Source organism: Psychrobacter sp. YGAH215, from assembly GCF_007280595.1.
Taxonomy (GTDB): Bacteria; Pseudomonadota; Gammaproteobacteria; order Pseudomonadales; family Moraxellaceae; genus Psychrobacter; species Psychrobacter faecalis.
The window spans coordinates 123,405-141,632 of sequence record NZ_VKLR01000001.1 but is presented as its reverse complement, the minus strand read 5'-3'; the positions used below and the strand labels follow the sequence as shown (position 1 = coordinate 141,632).

The following is an 18,228-nucleotide window of genomic DNA, read 5'->3' as shown; positions in this document are numbered from 1 at the left end:
GCTGTGTTTATCAATATTGCAATAAGTGACGGGAGTTTTTGAGTGTTAATTTTTAGCGTGCCAATGCATCACTTTACTGTTTAAAACTAAAAAACCCTTATTAAAGTTAATACGCTTAGCTCTGCGTTATTTTAATCGTAACCATCTCTCGGCGCTTAATTATTTTGTTAGCAGTTATTCTGACCTTTACTATGCTGATTTCTCTTCTTTCTTTGATTCGTCTAATTTCTTTAATGGCTGCCACAATATTTTGGCAAAAAAAGGGACAGTAGCGTGACTGTCCCTTTTATCGTTGTACGGTATGGCTTACTTTATTATAAAAGTAAACAATTAGCTAGCAGGTACATCAAAGTAACTAAGATCAAAGTTCATCATTGGATCACTGCCAGCTTTTACCATCTGCGCGTGAGCGTCGATGCGTGGCAAGATACGACCGACGAAATAATCGGCAAGCTTGGCTTTATTGGTGTAGAACTCACCTTCTTTACCATTCGCAGCTTCGACCATGAGTGCAAACATATACGAGTAGGCAAGGTAGCCAAACGCATGCATGTAATCAACGGCACAGCCATTAATTTCACTCTTACGTGCGCCAATATTGCTAAGTACCGTGGTGGTTAACTCTTCAATCGTATCAGCAGCGTTTAGCGTTGCTTGCTTAATACCATGATCTGCTTGCATATTATTGACAAAGTCACGAATCTCACCTAAGAAATGGGTGACATATTTGCCGTTGTTTTTTGCCACTTTACGACCGAGTAGGTCAAGCGCTTGAATACCGTTGGTGCCTTCATAGATCTGGGCAATACGAGTATCACGGACGATTTGCTCCATGCCCCATTCGCGGATATAGCCGTGACCACCAAATACTTGCTGACAATCAATGGTTGCTTCTAACGCTTTATCGGTCAAGAAAGCTTTAGCAACTGGCGTCAGTAAGGCAACGCGCGCCGCCGCGGCTTGAGCGGCCTCAGGATCGGTACTAAATTTCTCTTGATCAAGGTTTTTGGCAACATACATCGCAAAACAACGTGACGCTTCAGTATTGGCTTTAGCATTTAACAGCATGCGACGTACATCGGCATGATGAATGATGGCATCGGCTGGTTTTTCTGGGCTTTGAATTTGCGTGTCGCTACGGCCTTGACCTCGGTCATTAGCATATAAAGCAGCGTTTTGATAAGCAAGCTCAGAACCACCTAGGCCCTGTAGACCCATGGTTACGCGCTCATAGTTCATCATAATGAACATTGAAGACAGACCGGTATTTTCTGCACCAACCATCCAGCCTTTGGCGTTGTCAAAGTTCATCACGCAAGTCGCAGAGGCTTTGATACCCATTTTATGCTCGATAGAGCCAACTGCTAAAGTGTTGCGCTCGCCTAAGCTACCATCTTCATTAACCAAGAATTTTGGTACCACAAACAGCGAAATGCCTTTTGAGCCTTCTGGCGCATTTGGGGTTTTTGCCAATACCAAATGAATGATATTTTCTGTGAGGTCGTGTTCACCGCCGGTGATAAAGATTTTGGTACCAGAGATGTTATAGCTACCATCGTCGTTTGGCACGGCTTTGGTTTTGATAATACCTAAGTCAGTACCAGCATGCGGCTCAGTCAAGCACATAGTACCCGACCATTCACCATTGTACATTTTCTCTAAGTAAGTTTGCTTTTGCTCTTCAGACGCCGCCGCATTTAAGCAAAGCGTTGCGCCTACGGTTAGGTTTGGATATAGAGCAAATGACTGGTTGGCGGTAAATACCATCTCTTCGGTCAACATAGTGACCATTTTTGGGAAACCTTGACCGCCGTACTCAGAGTTACCACTTAAGCCAACCCAACCTGATTCGGCATACTGCTTATAGGCGTCTTTAAAGCCAGTAGGGGTGGTGACAACGCCATTACCTTCAAAGGTTGCGCCTTCTTCATCACCGCTACGGTTGATAGGTAATAAGACGTTTTTTGACAATTTTGCCATTTCTTCCAAAATCATATCGACAGTTTCCATATCGACATGAGCAAGGTTTTCGTTGTTTTGCCAAAATTCAGGCGCCTTAAATACGTCGTTTAGGATAAAGCGCATGTCGTTAAGAGGGGCATTATAAACAGCCATAAACATTCCTTTGGTTTAAATAAATAAAAGTGAGTAGGGCAAAGCGTTCAATTTTCTTGTGAGTGCAGCTTAAACATAGATAGTTAAATTTTAGCAAATTAGCGTAACGACGGGTGGTTTTCTTCGTGAATTGTGCGTCCACCAAAAACTATTAGCAATAAAGCCGCTAAGAAAATCGGCAACACACCTAAGTATGTTGCCGATAGGAAATGCTTATTAAAATAGATACTACACTTGCAATGTTCTATACATTAAAACGCAAATTGATCAACGTCCATGGTCATGTACGGCTCAACACCAGTGCTGATGCGCTGTACGTGCGTGGTGGTACGTGGCAATAATTTTGCAAAGTAGAATTGCGCGGTTTTGATTTTGGCATCGTAAAAGGCTTTTTCGCCAGTACCGTCTGCCAATGCAGTTTGCGCAACCAAGGCCATACGCGCCCATAAATAAGCTAATGTGACATAACCGCTGAAGTATAAGTAGTCAACTGCTGCACCGCCAACCGCATCTGGGTTTTCAGTCGCTTGCATACCGATACGCGCGGTCAAATCGCCCCATTCTTTGACGTGTTTGGCAAGTGGGCGGATAAATTGACCCATTTGATCGTTGTCTTTGTTCTCTTCGCAGAAAGTTTGGATGACTTTGACAAAGTTGGCCAGCATTTTACCTTGTGAGCCCAATACTTTACGGCCGAGTAGGTCAAGCGCTTGGATTTCAGTGGTACCTTCGTAGAGGCAAGCAATACGGGTATCACGGACGTTTTGCTCCATGCCCCACTCACTGATAAAGCCGTGACCGCCATAAACCTGTACGCCATGGTTAGCCGCCTCTAGACCAGTTTCAGTCAAGAATGCTTTAGCAATCGGTGTCAATAGTGACAGCATTTGGTCAGCAAATTTAAGATCATCGCCTTCGCCTTTTGCTACAGTATCCGCAAAGTGTGAGAGGTAATAAACGAGGGCACGACCGCCTTCAGCAAAGGCTTTTTCGGTCAATAGCATGTTACGAACGGCTGGGTGAACGATGATAGGATCAGCGACTTTTTCTGGTGCTTTAGCACCTGATAGTGAGCGCATCGCTAAGCGGTCTTTGGCATAGGTTAATGAGCCTTGGAACGCATATTCTGCTGCCGTTAAACCTTGAATGGCGGTACCGATACGGGCCACGTTCATAAAGGTAAACATGCACTGTAGACCGCGGTTTTCTGGGCCAATCAAATAACCAGTTGCGCCGTCAAAGTTCATCACGCAAGTCGCTGACGCTTTGATACCCATTTTGTGCTCGATAGAACCACAAACGACGTTGTTGTTTTCACCAAGGCTGCTATCTGCGTTGACCATGACTTTAGGCACGATAAACAACGAGATGCCTTTGGTGCCAGCAGGCGCGCCTGGTAGACGGGCTAGGACGATATGAATGATATTGTCGGTTAGGTCATGCTCGCCCGCTGAGATAAAGATTTTTTGACCAGTGATGCTATAAGTACCGTCATCATTTGGCTCAGCTTTGGTACGGATAATACCCAAGTCAGAGCCCGCGTGGGCTTCTGTCAAGCACATGGTGCCTGACCATTCGCCGGTGACCATTTTTTCTAGGTAAGTTTGTTTTTGCTCATCAGTGCCATGGTGCTCGATGGTTTGAATTGCGCCATGCGATAGGCCAGGATACATAGAAAATGACCAGTTAGCCGTACCGATCATCTCATTGATGACCGTTGATAGTGAGAACGGCATGTTTTGACCACCAAATTCTTCTTCAGCTGATAGCGCTGGGAAGCCAAGCTCACAGTACTGCTTATAAGCTTCTTTAAAGCCTGTGGGTGTGGTCACAGTACCGTTGTCAAACTGGCAGCCTTCTGCATCGCCGCTTTGATTCAAAGGTGATAGCTCGTTTTCGGCAAAGCTTGCCGCCATCTCAAACAGACTGTCCATCAACTCACGATCCGCTTCTTGGAACGCAGGTAAGGTTTTGTAGTGACTTTCGCTGTCAAGTAACTCATGCATCACGAATTGGATATCACGTAGGGGCGCTTTATATTGCATAACTTCCTGTCCTTTTTTAAGGTGCGACCGGCAGTAAGGCGACGACTATCATTGACTGTGATTAGTTAAGTCTGAGTCGCCAGCCAATTACTGGTATGAAATCTGTCTGCATAAATAACAAACAATGACACCGATCATATGAAATAGATTGAGAAGAGTAAAAAGAATTATGACTGTATTCGTAAATTCTTGGTAAAAGATAGGCGTTCAGTGGCAAATATACAAGTTTGGTGACAATACTGATAAGTCATCAACCTGTCTTGCATCCTATATATCATCGACCTTACAGAATAAAACGCCGCGCAATAACTCTATGAAAATGCTATCAATCTACTTTTATTGGACAGTATTAAGAAGGGTTGTTTTTGGACAAATGTTGCTGCGTTAATAGCACGGTTGCTTGCTCAGCCGTCATAGGCTTACCAAACCAATAGCCTTGCCCGTACTGGCAACCCATGTCTAAGAGTAAATCACGCTGCTGCTCGGTTTCGATGCCTTCGGCGATAACCTGCATATCAAGCGCCTCCGCTAAATCCAAAATCGCTTTGACAATCGCGCGCTGTGTACGGTCATTTGTGATTTTGGAGATAAAGCTTTTATCAATTTTAATAAAGTCAAAAGGGTACTCTTGCAAGTAACTCAATGAGGCATAACCGGTGCCAAAGTCATCAAGCGCCAGACAGATGCCGAGCTCCTTGAGCAAGTTAAGCTGCTTTTTAACATTGGCATGGCGCTGTATTAAAGAAGATTCTGTCACTTCGATATGCAGTTGGGGGGCGGCAATATCATGCTCTACTAGTAAGTTACTGACCATATCAAAAAAATCAGGATGGCTAAATTCAGCGGCATCTGCATTGATACAGATGTGTTGATCAAAGCCCAAACCTTGCCAAATTGTTAGCTGCTCGGCGATTTGAACCGCCATTTGCGAAAATAACTCAAGCGATAGTTTATGAGAAATGATGGCATCAATAAAATCAATGGGTTTTAGCAAACCGCGGCTAGGGTGTTGCCAGCGTACTAACGCCTCAAAACCGGTAATCATGCCTGTGTCTAAGGCAAATTTAGGTTGATAGTAGGGTACAAATTGCCCTGCATTGGTGGCAGCTCTCAGCTCAGATTCTAGCTGTATATTATGCGCATTGACCTCATTTATGGCTTTATGATACCAACAGACATCATCGCCACCCTGCTGTTTGACATAATTCAAGGCTTTTTCGGCTTTGGTCAACAGGCCGGTAAATTCATTACCATTTTCAGGAAAGTAGCTTACCCCGACAGAGATATGGCAATAGACCTCGGTGCCTTTTGCCGTATTGCCATTTAAGAAGAAAGGGCGCTCGCACATTTGCATTAAGCTGTCTAACTGATGGCGTACCATATTAGCATCATTACATACAAACAATAAGGCAAAGTCATCACCGCCAAAATGAGAAAAACAGCGTAAATTATCAAGCTCAAGCTCAGTAATACGTAAGACAAAATTTTCTACCAAGGTATTGATAGCATCCGGTCCCAGTAGACTGGCAAGGTTGCGATAACGGTCAATGTTAAAACGCACGACCACCACTTCTTGATAGCTGTCTAACAACAATTCACTGGTTTGACTCAAAAACACTTTACGGTTCGGTAGTCCGGTCAGCTGGTCATAATTCAGCAGGTGCACCACCTTTTTTCTGTTTTTAGCAAGCGTCGCCATATCACGAATGGTACCGACGTAATAAGGGGTATCTTCTAGATAAATTTTGCGATAGGTGATATGGCAGTCGATGACTTGCCCGTAGCGGTTTGCCATTGAAAAGTCAATTTCACAAAATCCTGTACTGTCCAAGCTGTTAATCAGATTTTTGAGCACTGCCTGTTCATCTTCTGACAAAAACTCAGCAGCATATATCCCAAGTGGACGCCCAAGCAAAAAATTTTCTGTATAGCCAAGCATCAGCTCATAGTTAGCATTGACGGATAAATAGCGTAATTTTTCGTCCAATATGAATATGGCGTCTTCAAATTGCTCGCACAATTTGACCAATAGTTGCTGTTTATCTGATATTGGCATAGGGGTGAATGCGCTCATAATGGACTCATAACATCGAAATTAAATAATAAATGGGCTTGGTAATGGTGAACAGTTTGTCCACTATTGATTTAAAGCATGCATAGTTGCCAATGCCGACAATGTCGCCAGTGCAACCACGGGCGCGGTTTCGGTACGCAGAACCCGTGGGCCAATTTGCCAAGGTGCAAAACCCACATCCGCAGCTTTGGCGCATTCATCAGCGCTAAGCCCGCCTTCAGGTCCGATTAATAATTCGATATAAGGCGCATGTTGCTTTAAGACGACAGGCAGCGCCTCAGGCATCAGGGGTTGCCCTGCTGCTGGGACACTCAGTTGCAGACGTAAATCGGCAGGCCGCTGTAATACCTGATAATAAGCATCTTTACTTAGCTCAGCGACGATTGGGCTGATTACCATCTCATTTTTATTTTCGCTAGCTGCTACATTTAATAGCCAGTCATCAATCGATAATGGCGCGATAATAAGCGGTGGACGGTTAAGACCGCATTGCTCACAGGCGGCGATGGCGACTTGCTGCCACTGTGCCAGTTTTTTCTCTACTTGGGCAGGTTTTAGATTGACCTCACCGTGGTGGCTGCTCAGCAATTGAATGGCAGTCACACCAAGCTCAGTGGATTTTTGAATGGCGTAATCCATTCGCTCACCGCGACTTATGACCAGTCCAATCTTCGTCAATACAGCGGCATTGCGGTCAGTATCTACATGAGCCAATAACGTTGCAGTGGCGTGTTTTTTGCTGATGGTTTGTAGCTGTACCTGATATTCACCGCCGAAACCGTCAAACAAAATCCCTTTATCGCCAATATTAGCGCGTAATACACGGCACCAATGATGGACAATACTTTCGGTCAACTCGACGTTAGCACCGATAGCTAAGGTGCTCAGTTGTGGCCAGGTTGGGGCATTTTTATCACTGCTATCGCTACTGGTGGCATAAAAGAAACGTCGCAAAATTACTTATTCCTATAATGGGAGTCATGATATTTTTCAATATCTTAGCAGAATATCATTTGGGTGGGTAAAGGGATTGTCATCAGTAGAATTGGCATAAATGCAATTCCCATACCAAAAAAGACCGGCGCCCCTAAGAACGCCAGTCATTCAGCAGTACATTCGATAAATATTTAAGCAATCAAGCCTAAAGCTTCGACTAAGCGTTTATTTGGCTCAACCTTATTCATGCTATAAAAATGCATGGCAGGTACGCCCTCAGAGATTAGACGCTCACACAAACGATAAACGACATCAAAGCCGAACTCTCGGATAGCAGTACGGTCATCGCCAAAATCTGCCAAGCGCTTACGCACGTAACGTGGGATATCAGCGCCACAGCTATCAGCAAAGCGTACGAGATTGCTTGAGTTGGTAATCGGCATGATGCCAGCGACCAAAGGCTGCGCTACCGTGTCAATACCACGTTTTTCTAAGGTGTCACGCAGATATAAATAGCTATCGGCATTATAGAAAAACTGGGTAATCGACGCATTGGCGCCCGCCTGATATTTATTCACCAAATTGTCGACATCAAATTCAAAGCTACGTGCTTGCGGATGCATCTCAGGGTAGGCTGCGACCTCGATACGGAAGTGATCGCCTGAATATTCGCGGATAAACTTTACTAAGTCTAAGGCAAACGGCAGTTCTCCCATACTGACCTGACCTGACGGTAAATCACCACGCAAGGCAACCAAGCGTGTGATGCCCAAACTTTTATAAAGATCGAGTAGTTCAGCGATTTGACTTTTGTCATCACCAATACAAGACATATGCGGCGCAATATCCGTGTCACCGCGCGCACACAACGCTTGCACGATATCAAGTGTGCGGCCACGGGTTGAACCGCCAGCCCCATAGGTCACCGAAAAATACGCAGGTGATAGCTTATTGAGCTCATCATAAGTGCTGAGGAGTTTTTCATGGCCTTGCTCGGTTTTGGCTGGGAAAAACTCGAAGGAGAAAGTAGGCTTAGTCACAGTCTGACTCCTATTAGTATTTATAAGCGTCAGGCTTAAACGGACCTTCGACAGGTACGCCTAGATACTCGGCTTGTTTTTCAGTCAGTTTCGTCAATGTACCGTTAAAGCCTGCAACCATTGCCGCCGCAACTTCTTCGTCAAGTTTTTTCGGTAACACTTTAACGTATAAATTATCAAAGCGCTCATCGACTGGCAGCTCAGCGAATTTTTCTTCAAACAAGTACATTTGTGCCAATACTTGGTTAGCAAATGAGCCATCCATCACGCGCGATGGGTGACCAGTAGCATTACCTAAGTTCACCAAGCGACCTTCAGCAAGCAAAATCAAATAATCGTTTTCGTCATCCGAGCGGAAGACTTGATGCACTTGCGGCTTAATCTCAACCCAGCGCCAGTTATCACGCATAAACTGCGTATCAATTTCGGTATCGAAGTGACCGATGTTACATACGACCGCACCCGGCTTCAGCGCCGCTAGCATATGTTTGTCACAAACGTGATAGTTACCGGTAGTGGTAACAATTAAGTCAGTATCTTCAAGCAGACGAGTATTGATGTTTTCTGCGCCGCCGGTGTTATCGCCATTGATATAAGGTGACAATACTTCATAGCCGTCCATACAGGCCTGCATGGCACAAATAGGATCAACTTCTGAGACACGAACAATCATGCCTTCTTGACGTAAGCTTTGCGTTGAGCCTTTACCCACATCACCATAACCGATGACCAAAGCACGGCGACCTGCAAGGAACATATCGGTAGCACGTTTGATGGCGTCATTTAAGCTATGACGGCAGCCGTATTTGTTGTCATTTTTAGATTTGGTAACCGCGTCGTTAACGTTGATAGCCGGTACTTTTAGCGTACCTTTACCCAGCATTTCAACCAAACGATGGACACCTGTAGTAGTTTCTTCAGAGATACCATGGATGTTATCAAGCATTTGGGCATAATCATTATGAATCAAAGCGGTTAAATCACCGCCGTCGTCCAAGATTAAGTTTGCATCCCAAAGCTGACCGGATTCTTCGCCGCCAACGTGAATTTGTTGACGCAAGCACCACTCGTACTCTTCTTCGGTTTCGCCTTTCCAAGCATAAACAGAGATACCAGCAGCAGCAATCGCAGCAGCAGCATGGTCTTGGGTTGAGAAGATGTTACATGAGGTCCAGCGTACTTCCGCACCAAGCGCAACTAATGTCTCGATAAGGACAGCCGTCTGAATGGTCATGTGGATACAGCCAGCGATTTTTGCGCCTTTAAGCGGTTGGTCGGCTTCGTAGCGACGACGTAAACCCATCAGGGCAGGCATTTCGGCTTCAGCTAGGGTGATTTCACGGCGACCGTAATCAGCAAGGCTAATGTCGGCGACTTTATAGTCAGTGAAAGAGGGGTCGATCGTATGGGCAGATGGGGTGTTAGACACTGCGTCCATAATATGCTCCTATCAGTTAATAGATAAAAAGAATAAAAACGCAGGTGCCGTTATTTGCGCTGTCAATAACCAAAAATTGGCAATGGACAGTTAACCGAGCCTAACATAATAAATGATTTGCAAAGCAATAAAGCTTAATTGCAGTAATCGATGATTATGGCGCAACACCTCTCGGAGGTCGTTATTGTAATTGATGAGGATTAATTTGTCACCTATTGGCTGCAGAAAATCGTAAGTGCTTACGTCATAAAAAAAAGGCCATCGATTGATAGCCTTGATTATTTATATATAAGTACGCCAATCTCAACTTATCGTAGGCTTTTGATTTTTATAGAATTTAAAATTCTAATTGTTTTAACTGAAATTTTAAAAACTAAGTAAACCAATACCTTAGAAAAATAAGTTGAGAGTGGGGTATATAAGTTCTAATTTTTACCAAATAAGCTTAAAACCATTTATAGGTGAGTGAGGTAAAGAAGTTAGTACCGTCAGTATTATAACCAAGCGCTGTCACATATTCTTTATTAGTAATATTATTTAAGCGAGCACTCATTGTTAAATTATCTGTCAACTGATAATTGCCACTAATATTAAATAGACCAAAGCTGTCTATGATCTGTGAATCAGCATTGTTTACACTGTAATAATAATGACCTATGTATTCATATTCAGCACGGATATCTAAGCTCGGTAAGTGATAACCTAAGTAGATAAGGCCTTTGTTCTCAGGGCGAATAGGAAGATAGTTACCATTGTAATCAATAGGATTACCAAGATAGTCGACTTTACCAGTGTAATCGCTATCATCTTTAGCTTTTTGATAGTCGTAACTCGCTCCAAATAGGTAATTATCAATCACCCAATCTGAAGTCAATGTTACACCTTTGATTTTGGCTTTGTCAGTATTTATTCTTTGTCCATAAATGTATTCAGGGGTGCTTTTACCATCACTGGCAATAAGGTCGTCGACCTTATTATTGTAACCTGTAATGCGTGTCGATTGCAGTGAAGTATTATATTCAATAAAAGCTTCGTAGTTATCACTAGTTTCTGGTTTTAGATTTGCATTACTACCCCAACTCTTAGGTCCGTATAAGTCATTAAAAGTCGGTATGCGATAGCCTTTAGCGTAACTTGCGCCAATACGAAAATCAGGGCTGATATTATAAGCACCGCCTAAGTTATAAGTAGTTTCGCTGTCAAAGTCTGAATAGTCGTCATATCGTATATTGGCTTGCGCATCGAAGCCATTATATGACAGCAAGTAACCCAAAAAACCACTGGTAATTTTACGAACATCGGCATCATATACATTTGACTCCAGTTTTTGCTTCAAATGCTCAGCGCCTAGAGTTACTTTACCGACTGGCAAATTTTGAACGCTTATCAAGCTTATTTGCTGCTGCTTAGTATCATATTGACTGCCATTATTTACATCAGTCTCATAAGTTGTTGATTCGTCGATACTATAATCATATTGAAGTTTAGTGTTGCTGCTATCGGTAAAATGTTCAAGATATGCGCTAGCAGCTCCACTTTCTTGATCTGAAAATGCATGCTTTAAAGCAGGAGCGCCCGTCATGTAATCATCATAAGAGTCAATATCGGTTGTTGATTTCGAATAAAGACCGCTAATTCCAAATCTTAAACTATCATTAATTTTTTGATTAAGAAATAAACTGTAGTTATCACTCTCAAAGCCATCATCATCAGTCTGACTTGGTAGGTCACGAGGTAAAGTAGCGTTAAACCCGTCTGTTTCGTTGTGACTGGCTGCTAGGCTCAGCGTAGTACCCTTATCATTAGCAAATTGAGCGCTCGCACCATATAAATATTGATCATGAGAGCCGATACCTGCGGTCACAGAAATATTGCTTTGTTCGATATTATTGCCTTTAGTGAACACTTGGATAACGCCGCCCATCGCATCGGCACCATAAATACTAGAGCCTGAAGCACCATACAAGACTTCAATACGATCAATCTGATCTACTGGAAGTAGATTTAATGTTGCACCGCCCGTACTCAAAGAGCTATAGCGTACGCCATCAATGAGCACTAAGACTTGCTTGCCATCATAACCGCGTATATAAAAATTTGAGGTAGTGCCTGCTCCGCCATTAGTGTAATGACTGAAACCTGGCTGACTTTTCAAAACATCAAGTGCGGTCTGACCTCGATAACGCTTTAAATCTTCTTGATTAATCACCCGAGTTTGGGCAATGACATTACTGGTCTTAGTTGGCGTCCGCGTCGCCGTCACGACGATTTTATCAAGCTCAACTTGTGGCAACTCGCTGCGATTGATAACGCTACTATCACCAGTCGCAGCTGTGGCACTAATAGCAAATCCGCCTAACGCACTTAAGATACACAACCGCAGATAGGTAGTCGAAGATGAACGTGATAAAGCCATATTGAATTCCAAAGTTGAATGACAAATTGAACAAATTAAAAAGTTACAGAAGCGAGAGCCTAAAAGTAAAAAATTACAAAAAGTAATACGAATATTACATAAGGTTATTATCTATAAAACCAGCACATTTATAAACTACTTTGTCCTAATATTTATTCAGCATACGATGAGTGGTGCTCATGATGGTTGAGGTTTATCTGGGTTGTTTAGCTATTTCCAGTGTTTTTTAGGCTTTTATATAAGTATCATCTGTAAAGGCAAGCACTATTTTAACCAGTAATAAAAACATGCAATCAAACGCATTGCTGTGATTAATAATTGCTATTATAGTGGCGGATTTCATTTATTTTCTGTGCTGCTCTTCCTAAAGCTAAGAGGTTTGTTTTGTCTATTCAGCGTCATCTGAGTGCTCGTACTGCGCCATCTGCATCATTTATATCTTTAAAAACAAAAAAAACGCTCATGATAACGGTGTTTTTCTTTGCGATGCTATTGAGTGTATTAAGCGTGGTTTTTTCACATAAGGCGCTTGCTGCCGAAGCCAACATATTAGGCGTGGGTGGTCAAACTGAAGAGGTGGTCAATACCTCGGTGCCCGATTCTTTCGGACGTGACACGCCGCGCCATACTGTACAAGGCTTTATTAAAGCATTGGGCGATAACGACTATCTGCTGGCCAGTAATTATCTAAATTTATCCAAGTCTGATAATCCAACCACTGTGGTGCGCCAATTTAAGCAAGCACTCGATGCGGGCGGGCGTTTTCAGCCTGATTTGCAAATTAACAATACGCCTGAGGGAAATTTAAGCGATCAGCTACCGCCAAGCCAAGAAAACGTCGGCGTGATTAATGTCGGTGATAAGAGCGTGCCGCTGGTGCTCGAAAGAGTAGCCTCTAAGCAAGGCGAGCAATATTGGCAGTTTTCAAACGATACCCTAAGCTCGATACCAGAAGTGATAGAGAATTATCAGCCGACGCTGGTTTCGCGCTACACCATTGACTCATTAGATGGTAAAAAGCTATTTGGTTATCAGATTTCTGATATATTGGCGGCATTAGCCATTATAGTCAGTAGTTTTATTTTTACTTACATCGTGGTTTGGCTGCTCTATTATTTATTAAAACTGATTTATCCTCGCCTACGGGGTGAGACGTTACCTTTACCTAATAATGTGATATTGCCACTGACCGTCGTTATCACGGCGCTGATATTGGCCGAGGTGATGGTATATGCCGGTATATCAGTGACACTGCGTGAACCGATTAAGCGCTTTACCGACATTGCCTCTTGGGTAGCGACGACATGGCTATTACTGCGGGTTATTGATTCGATATTTACCCGCGCGGTCAATTTAAGTTATAAGAAAAACTATACCGAGCGAGTTTCTATCTTGGGTTTGATGCGCAAGGTGGTCAAAGCGCTATTATTAATCTTTGCGGTTATTGTTATTTTTGGAAATTTAGGATTTGATTTGACTACAGGGATTGCCGCATTAGGGGTCGGTGGTTTAGCCTTGGCACTAGGTGCGCAAAAGACGATTGAGAACTTGGTCGGCAGTGTGGTGGTGGTGGCAGATTCGCCAGTACGCATCGGCGACTATTGTAGCTTCGGCAACCAAGCAGGTACGGTGATTGATATTGGTATTCGTTCATCACGGGTGCGCACACTGAACCGGACGATTGTGACGGTGCCTAACAGTGATTTTTCATCGATGCAAATTGAAAACTATACCTCGCGGGATATGTTTCACTTTTTGCATAACTTATATATCAAACGCAATGCGGATATCGATGTGGTCTTTAAGATGGTCAAAAAATTAGATCAATTTTTGGACGAGCACGAGCTGACCAATCAGGAGTGGAATCAGGCCAATATTTCAGAGCTGCGCCAAGACTGCTACGTCATTCAACTGCGCGCTTATATTAATGCTGTCGACTCGATAGAGTTTTATCGTAAGCAAGATGACTTGTTGGTCGACGTGTTGACCCTGGTGAAAAAATACGATGTCGAGCATGCGCTGCCAACGCAGCAGCTGATTGTCAATCAAGCCGAGCTTGAGCCACAACCTCAGCTAGAAACCGTGACTGATGATTCGATAAACGAAGTAGTGGACGCAAGCGATGCGAGTGAAGCAGACACTGATGCCAATAACGATAATGCTGATGAGCAAAAGGCGCTTGATTTAAATAAAAACGCTGACAGTGCGACGAGTGAGAAAGAGGCTCGTAAAGACACCACTAAAAAGCAAAAACTACAAAGGCATAAACATCGTCTGTTAAAAAAAGGTCAGTTTAAACACGCCAAAAAGAAATTTGGTTTTTCTATATGGAATCAGCCTTAATATTTTGTGTGGTTATTTTGCTTAAGGTTTATTGAACGTTTTATTTATAAAGCTATGGCTTATAAAGGGATAGCAGTTTTTTGACGTAAAAAACCATAATATTGCCATAACAATAAGCTGGCAGCGCTACGGTGCGGTGACCAATCTTGGGTCAGGTTTTTTAATTGTTTTGGCGTTGGGCGCTCTTCTAAATCTAACAATTCCATCGCTGCGACTTTAATGGCTAGATCATCAACTGCCAGCACATCAGCGCGCTGTAACGAAAATAGCAGATACATCTCAGCGGTCCAGCGTCCAATGCCAACCACAGCAGTCAGGGTATCGATAACGTCGTTGTCGGGTAGGGTTGTTAAGGCAGCAAAATCTATATCGTGCTCGACCAAAGAGCGCGTATAACGAATTTTTTGCTTAGAGAGCCCCTGCGCCCGTAAATCCTCGTCTGTCGCTGCCCGAATCGCTGATGGCGTCGTCAAACCTGCCTCTACCAAGCGTTGCCATATACTGGCTGCCGCTGCGACTGATAACTGCTGTCCAACCATCGCTCTCATTATTTGCGTAAAGCCGCCCGCGTTATGGCGTAAATCAGGCACACCCACTTGCTCATAAACAGGCGCAAATCTTGGTTCGAGAGCAATCAAAGCGTTGATATGTGCTTTTAATGCTTGTTTGTTTTCGATGATTTGTATATTCATAGAGAAATCACTTACTAAAAAATATGCAGCAAAATGATAGGAAGATTTATCAAAGCGCGACTACAAAACGAGAGGGTGAACCTTTGATATAAAAAAGGACTGCATGGTGGCAGTCCTTTTTTTCGATCTATAATTTTATTCTTTATCGGTCTTGGTCTTTTTAAGTAGTACCAGTACCGCACCATTGCCACCATCTTTCGGCGGAGCCGAGCAAAATGCCAGTACTTCTGGCAGTTGACGTAACCAACCATTGACGCAGGTTTTTAAAATAGCCTCAGAACCTTTACCATGGACGATTTTTACCACAGTTTCATTGTTTTGCTTGGCTTGGCTGAGCAGTTGGGTCATTGCATCGCGCGCTTCTTCAATGGTGCAACCATGGATGTCTACCGCATCATACCAGCGTAGCTTACCTTTTTTAAGCTGATCAAAGATTTTGTTTTGTAAGGTCGGCTGCTTATAGGATAAATAAGCTTCGCCGGCGACAGGGTTTAATAGCGCTTGCATATCTGACAAGCCTGCGCCCAAATCACCAGCTTCGCTCCCTTGAGCAGCCGCACGTTTTGAAAGCGTTGCAGCGTCAGGCTTACCTGCTTTAGAGGCGTTGGCAGGTGTGCGCACGTTTTTGTCTTTTAGCTGGTTGACGCCATGCATCGCTTGCATAAATAGCACTTTATCGTCGTCGATATGTTCGCTATCTAATTGCTTGACCGTTTTTTTGACTTGTTTTTGGGTCAAGAGTGAGACAGGTTCGGTTGGCTTTTCATTTTCACCTTCTGGTGAATTGGTATCGCGACCTTTACTCAGTTGCCCTTTAAGCTCTTTTAATTGGTCTTGCATTTCTTTTGAAAACAGAGAGTTTGACATAATAATTAACGTATCGTTGGTGAGTGAATGAGTGATTTATATCGTACATAAAATAGATGCGGTTTACTTTACGCCTGTGCTGCGACGCTCGCAAGTAAGGATTGTAACGCTTGCCCTGGATGCTCGGTCTTCATAAACTGCTCGCCGATTAAAAAGTGCTGAATATCATTATTGAGCATCAAACGTATATCATGGCTGCTATGAATGCCACTTTCGGTGACAATAAGCGGCCGTTCTAGACGGTCATTAGGATTGGCAGCGAGCGCATCATCGATAGCTAATTCGCGCAGCAGGGTGTTTTTTAAATCAAGCGTCGTTTGTAAGTCGACATCAAAGGTGTTTAAATCGCGATTATTAATACCATAGATATTATGCGCTGAACGTGGCAACTGTAGCGCACGCTCAAGCTCATCTGCTGTATGAACTTCAATCAAGACATCCATACCCAGCTCAATGCTTAGCGCATGCAGCTCTTGTACTTGCGCCTCATCAAGACAGGCCATAATCAATAAAATACAATCAGCGCCCATTAAGTAAGATTGGTAAATCTGATAAATATCTACCATAAAATCTTTGCGCAATATGGGCAAATTGCAAGATTGGCGCGCTTGGATTAAGTAGCTATCATCACCTTGGAAATAATCACGGTCGGTGAGTACTGATAAACAACTGGCTCCCGCTTGCTCATATTGCTTGGCAAATAGCGCAGGCTCAAAGTTATGATTGATAATACCTTTAGACGGCGAGGCTTTTTTAATCTCCGCAATGATACCAATATCAGCGCTGCGTAAAGCATTGGCAAAACCGCGACGTGGCTGGGTATCAGCGGTGGCTTGCGATTTTAATGCCTCAAGCGATACTGCCGCACGAGCAGCAGCAACTTCCTCGTGCTTGGTAGCAACGATACGCTGCAACACTGAAGGAATCGCGGTGTCTGATTTTGGTTTGGCGGTCATGGCTATATTCCGTTATTTGGTAAAAAAATTAGGGTAACAATTAGGCTAATAAATTAAGGCGGCACACATAGTTGCGATTAACAGGGTTATGAGCCACGTATTTCTTATTAATTCTAAGCATTTAGCTTATTAAACTTGGTCAGCTAATTGCTGCGTATATTTGGCTAAGTCATCAAGCTTACTCAAAGCGTCACCATTTTGAATGACTTTTTGGGCGCGGCTCACGCCATTCGGATAGTTGCTGGCAAGTCCTGCGGTATATATCGCAGCACCGGCATTTAAGGCAATCATATCACGGGCTTTTAGAACAGCGCGGTCATTAGTATCTGCACCTGATAAAGCGGCACGAATCAGCTCAAGACTTTGGGCAGGAGAATCGACATCAAGCCCAATTAAGGTTTGTGACTCAACGCCCGCATCTTCTGGCATCATCTCATAAACAGAGATTTCACCGTCTTTTAACTCGGCTACCGTGGTTGAAGTTGCAAGACTGATTTCATCCAAACCATCTTTGGCACCGACCACCATTACATGACGCGCGCCCAGATTTTTCATCACTTTTGCCAAAGGCTCACATAACTGGGCGGTAAAGACGCCGATAACCAGATTTGGCGTGCCAGCAGGGTTGGTCAGTGGACCTAAGATATTAAAAATCGTCCGCGCTTTTAGCTCACGGCGTACCGGATTGGCGTAGCGCATCGCACTATGATGATTGGGCGCAAATAAAAAGCCAATCCCTTGATTCTCGATACACTGCTGTGCTTGCTCTGGTGTCAGGGTTAGGCTAATACCAGCTTGCTCAAGTAAGTCTGAGCTACCAGATTTGGTTGAAACGCCGCGGTTGCCATGCTTAGCGACTTGCGCCCCAGCTGCGGCTGCGACCAAGGCTGCCGCTGTTGATACGTTAAATAAGTTAGCGCCATCGCCACCAGTACCGACGATATCGACCATGTAGCGACAGTCTCTTGGGTTAATATTGGCAGCTAAGTCACGCATCGCACTGGCTGAGGCGGTAATCTCGTCGATGGATTCGCCTTTCATCCGCAGGCCCGTCAAAATCGCACCCATCATGGCATCGCTGCATCTGCCTTGCATGATGACGAGCATGACTTGATACATCTCGTCAAAGGTCAAATCAATATGCTGAAAAATCCTGCCTAATGCGGTGGTCAGAAGCTTATGAATACTCTCATCTGGCAGCTGATTGATGCTCTCAGCATTTTGCAGGTTTTGCTTATCTTGATTCATGATTGATTTTTTGTCCTGCATAGCGGCAGCGGTCATAATATTCTCACTTATTATTATC

At 43.8% G+C, this 18,228-nt stretch carries 12 protein-coding genes; 1 reads left to right on the top strand and 11 read right to left on the bottom strand.

Annotated elements, in window-relative coordinates; genetic code table 11:
- Positions 1-330 precede the first annotated feature (330 nt).
- The 7 genes from FOR85_RS00500 to FOR85_RS00470 all read right to left on the bottom strand — a co-directional run bounded on the left by FOR85_RS00500 (position 331) and on the right by FOR85_RS00470 (position 12,064).
- A complete protein-coding gene (locus FOR85_RS00500) occupies positions 331-2,115 on the bottom strand; it encodes an acyl-CoA dehydrogenase C-terminal domain-containing protein (RefSeq protein WP_144296241.1) in 1,785 nt (594 codons plus the stop codon).
- 251 nt (positions 2,116-2,366) lie between these two features.
- On the bottom strand, positions 2,367-4,160 hold the full coding sequence (locus FOR85_RS00495) for an acyl-CoA dehydrogenase C-terminal domain-containing protein (protein WP_144296240.1): 1,794 nt from the start codon (positions 4,158-4,160) through the stop codon (positions 2,367-2,369).
- Between the two features lie 349 nt (positions 4,161-4,509).
- A complete protein-coding gene (locus FOR85_RS00490) occupies positions 4,510-6,234 on the bottom strand; it encodes a sensor domain-containing phosphodiesterase (protein WP_144296239.1) in 1,725 nt (574 codons plus the stop codon).
- 63 nt (positions 6,235-6,297) lie between these two features.
- Complete coding sequence (locus FOR85_RS00485; RefSeq protein WP_144296238.1) at positions 6,298-7,188, bottom strand: 16S rRNA (uracil(1498)-N(3))-methyltransferase; 891 nt, start codon at positions 7,186-7,188, stop codon at positions 6,298-6,300.
- A 173-nt stretch (positions 7,189-7,361) separates the two neighbouring features.
- Positions 7,362-8,210 carry a methylenetetrahydrofolate reductase gene (locus tag FOR85_RS00480; RefSeq protein ID WP_144296237.1) on the bottom strand — a complete coding sequence of 283 codons (849 nt, stop codon included), beginning with the start codon at positions 8,208-8,210 and terminating at the stop codon, positions 7,362-7,364.
- A 13-nt stretch (positions 8,211-8,223) separates the two neighbouring features.
- A complete protein-coding gene (gene ahcY / locus FOR85_RS00475) occupies positions 8,224-9,648 on the bottom strand; it encodes an adenosylhomocysteinase (RefSeq protein WP_144296236.1) in 1,425 nt (474 codons plus the stop codon).
- Between the two features lie 445 nt (positions 9,649-10,093).
- On the bottom strand, positions 10,094-12,064 hold the full coding sequence (locus FOR85_RS00470) for a TonB-dependent siderophore receptor (protein WP_144296235.1): 1,971 nt from the start codon (positions 12,062-12,064) through the stop codon (positions 10,094-10,096).
- A gap of 384 nt (positions 12,065-12,448) precedes the next feature.
- On the opposite strand from FOR85_RS00470, the gene FOR85_RS00465 reads away from it, so the two are divergent.
- Positions 12,449-14,407: a mechanosensitive ion channel family protein gene (locus FOR85_RS00465; RefSeq protein ID WP_223808441.1), complete on the top strand. Its 1,959-nt coding sequence runs from the start codon at positions 12,449-12,451 to the stop codon at positions 14,405-14,407.
- A 59-nt stretch (positions 14,408-14,466) separates the two neighbouring features.
- On the opposite strand, the gene FOR85_RS00460 is transcribed toward FOR85_RS00465, so the two are convergent.
- From FOR85_RS00460 to trpD, 4 genes are all read right to left on the bottom strand, one after another.
- Positions 14,467-15,099 carry a DNA-3-methyladenine glycosylase gene (locus tag FOR85_RS00460; RefSeq protein ID WP_144296234.1) on the bottom strand — a complete coding sequence of 211 codons (633 nt, stop codon included), beginning with the start codon at positions 15,097-15,099 and terminating at the stop codon, positions 14,467-14,469.
- Between the two features lie 135 nt (positions 15,100-15,234).
- The gene (locus FOR85_RS00455; RefSeq protein ID WP_144296233.1) at positions 15,235-15,966 is read right to left on the bottom strand and encodes a Smr/MutS family protein; all 732 of its coding nucleotides are present in this window, start codon (positions 15,964-15,966) and stop codon (positions 15,235-15,237) included.
- 68 nt (positions 15,967-16,034) lie between these two features.
- Positions 16,035-16,922, bottom strand: a complete 888-nt coding sequence (gene trpC / locus FOR85_RS00450) for an indole-3-glycerol phosphate synthase TrpC (RefSeq protein ID WP_144296232.1) — start codon at positions 16,920-16,922, stop codon at positions 16,035-16,037.
- A 129-nt stretch (positions 16,923-17,051) separates the two neighbouring features.
- The gene (gene trpD, locus FOR85_RS00445) at positions 17,052-18,170 is read right to left on the bottom strand and encodes an anthranilate phosphoribosyltransferase (RefSeq protein ID WP_144296406.1); all 1,119 of its coding nucleotides are present in this window, start codon (positions 18,168-18,170) and stop codon (positions 17,052-17,054) included.
- Positions 18,171-18,228 lie beyond the last annotated feature (58 nt).

Excerpts from the sequence above, each read along its gene's own strand:
- FOR85_RS00500 (WP_144296241.1), bottom strand. The coding sequence starts at position 2,115 with ATGGCTGTTTATAATGCCCCTCTTAACGACATGCGCTTTATCCTAAAC.
- FOR85_RS00495 (WP_144296240.1), bottom strand. The coding sequence starts at position 4,160 with ATGCAATATAAAGCGCCCCTACGTGATATCCAATTCGTGATGCATGAG.
- FOR85_RS00490 (WP_144296239.1), bottom strand. The coding sequence starts at position 6,234 with ATGAGCGCATTCACCCCTATGCCAATATCAGATAAACAGCAACTATTG.
- ahcY (WP_144296236.1), bottom strand. The coding sequence starts at position 9,648 with ATGGACGCAGTGTCTAACACCCCATCTGCCCATACGATCGACCCCTCT.
- FOR85_RS00470 (WP_144296235.1), bottom strand. The coding sequence starts at position 12,064 with ATGGCTTTATCACGTTCATCTTCGACTACCTATCTGCGGTTGTGTATC.
- FOR85_RS00460 (WP_144296234.1), bottom strand. The coding sequence starts at position 15,099 with ATGAATATACAAATCATCGAAAACAAACAAGCATTAAAAGCACATATC.
- FOR85_RS00455 (WP_144296233.1), bottom strand. The coding sequence starts at position 15,966 with ATGTCAAACTCTCTGTTTTCAAAAGAAATGCAAGACCAATTAAAAGAG.
- trpC (WP_144296232.1), bottom strand. The coding sequence starts at position 16,922 with ATGACCGCCAAACCAAAATCAGACACCGCGATTCCTTCAGTGTTGCAG.
- trpD (WP_144296406.1), bottom strand. The coding sequence starts at position 18,170 with ATGAATCAAGATAAGCAAAACCTGCAAAATGCTGAGAGCATCAATCAG.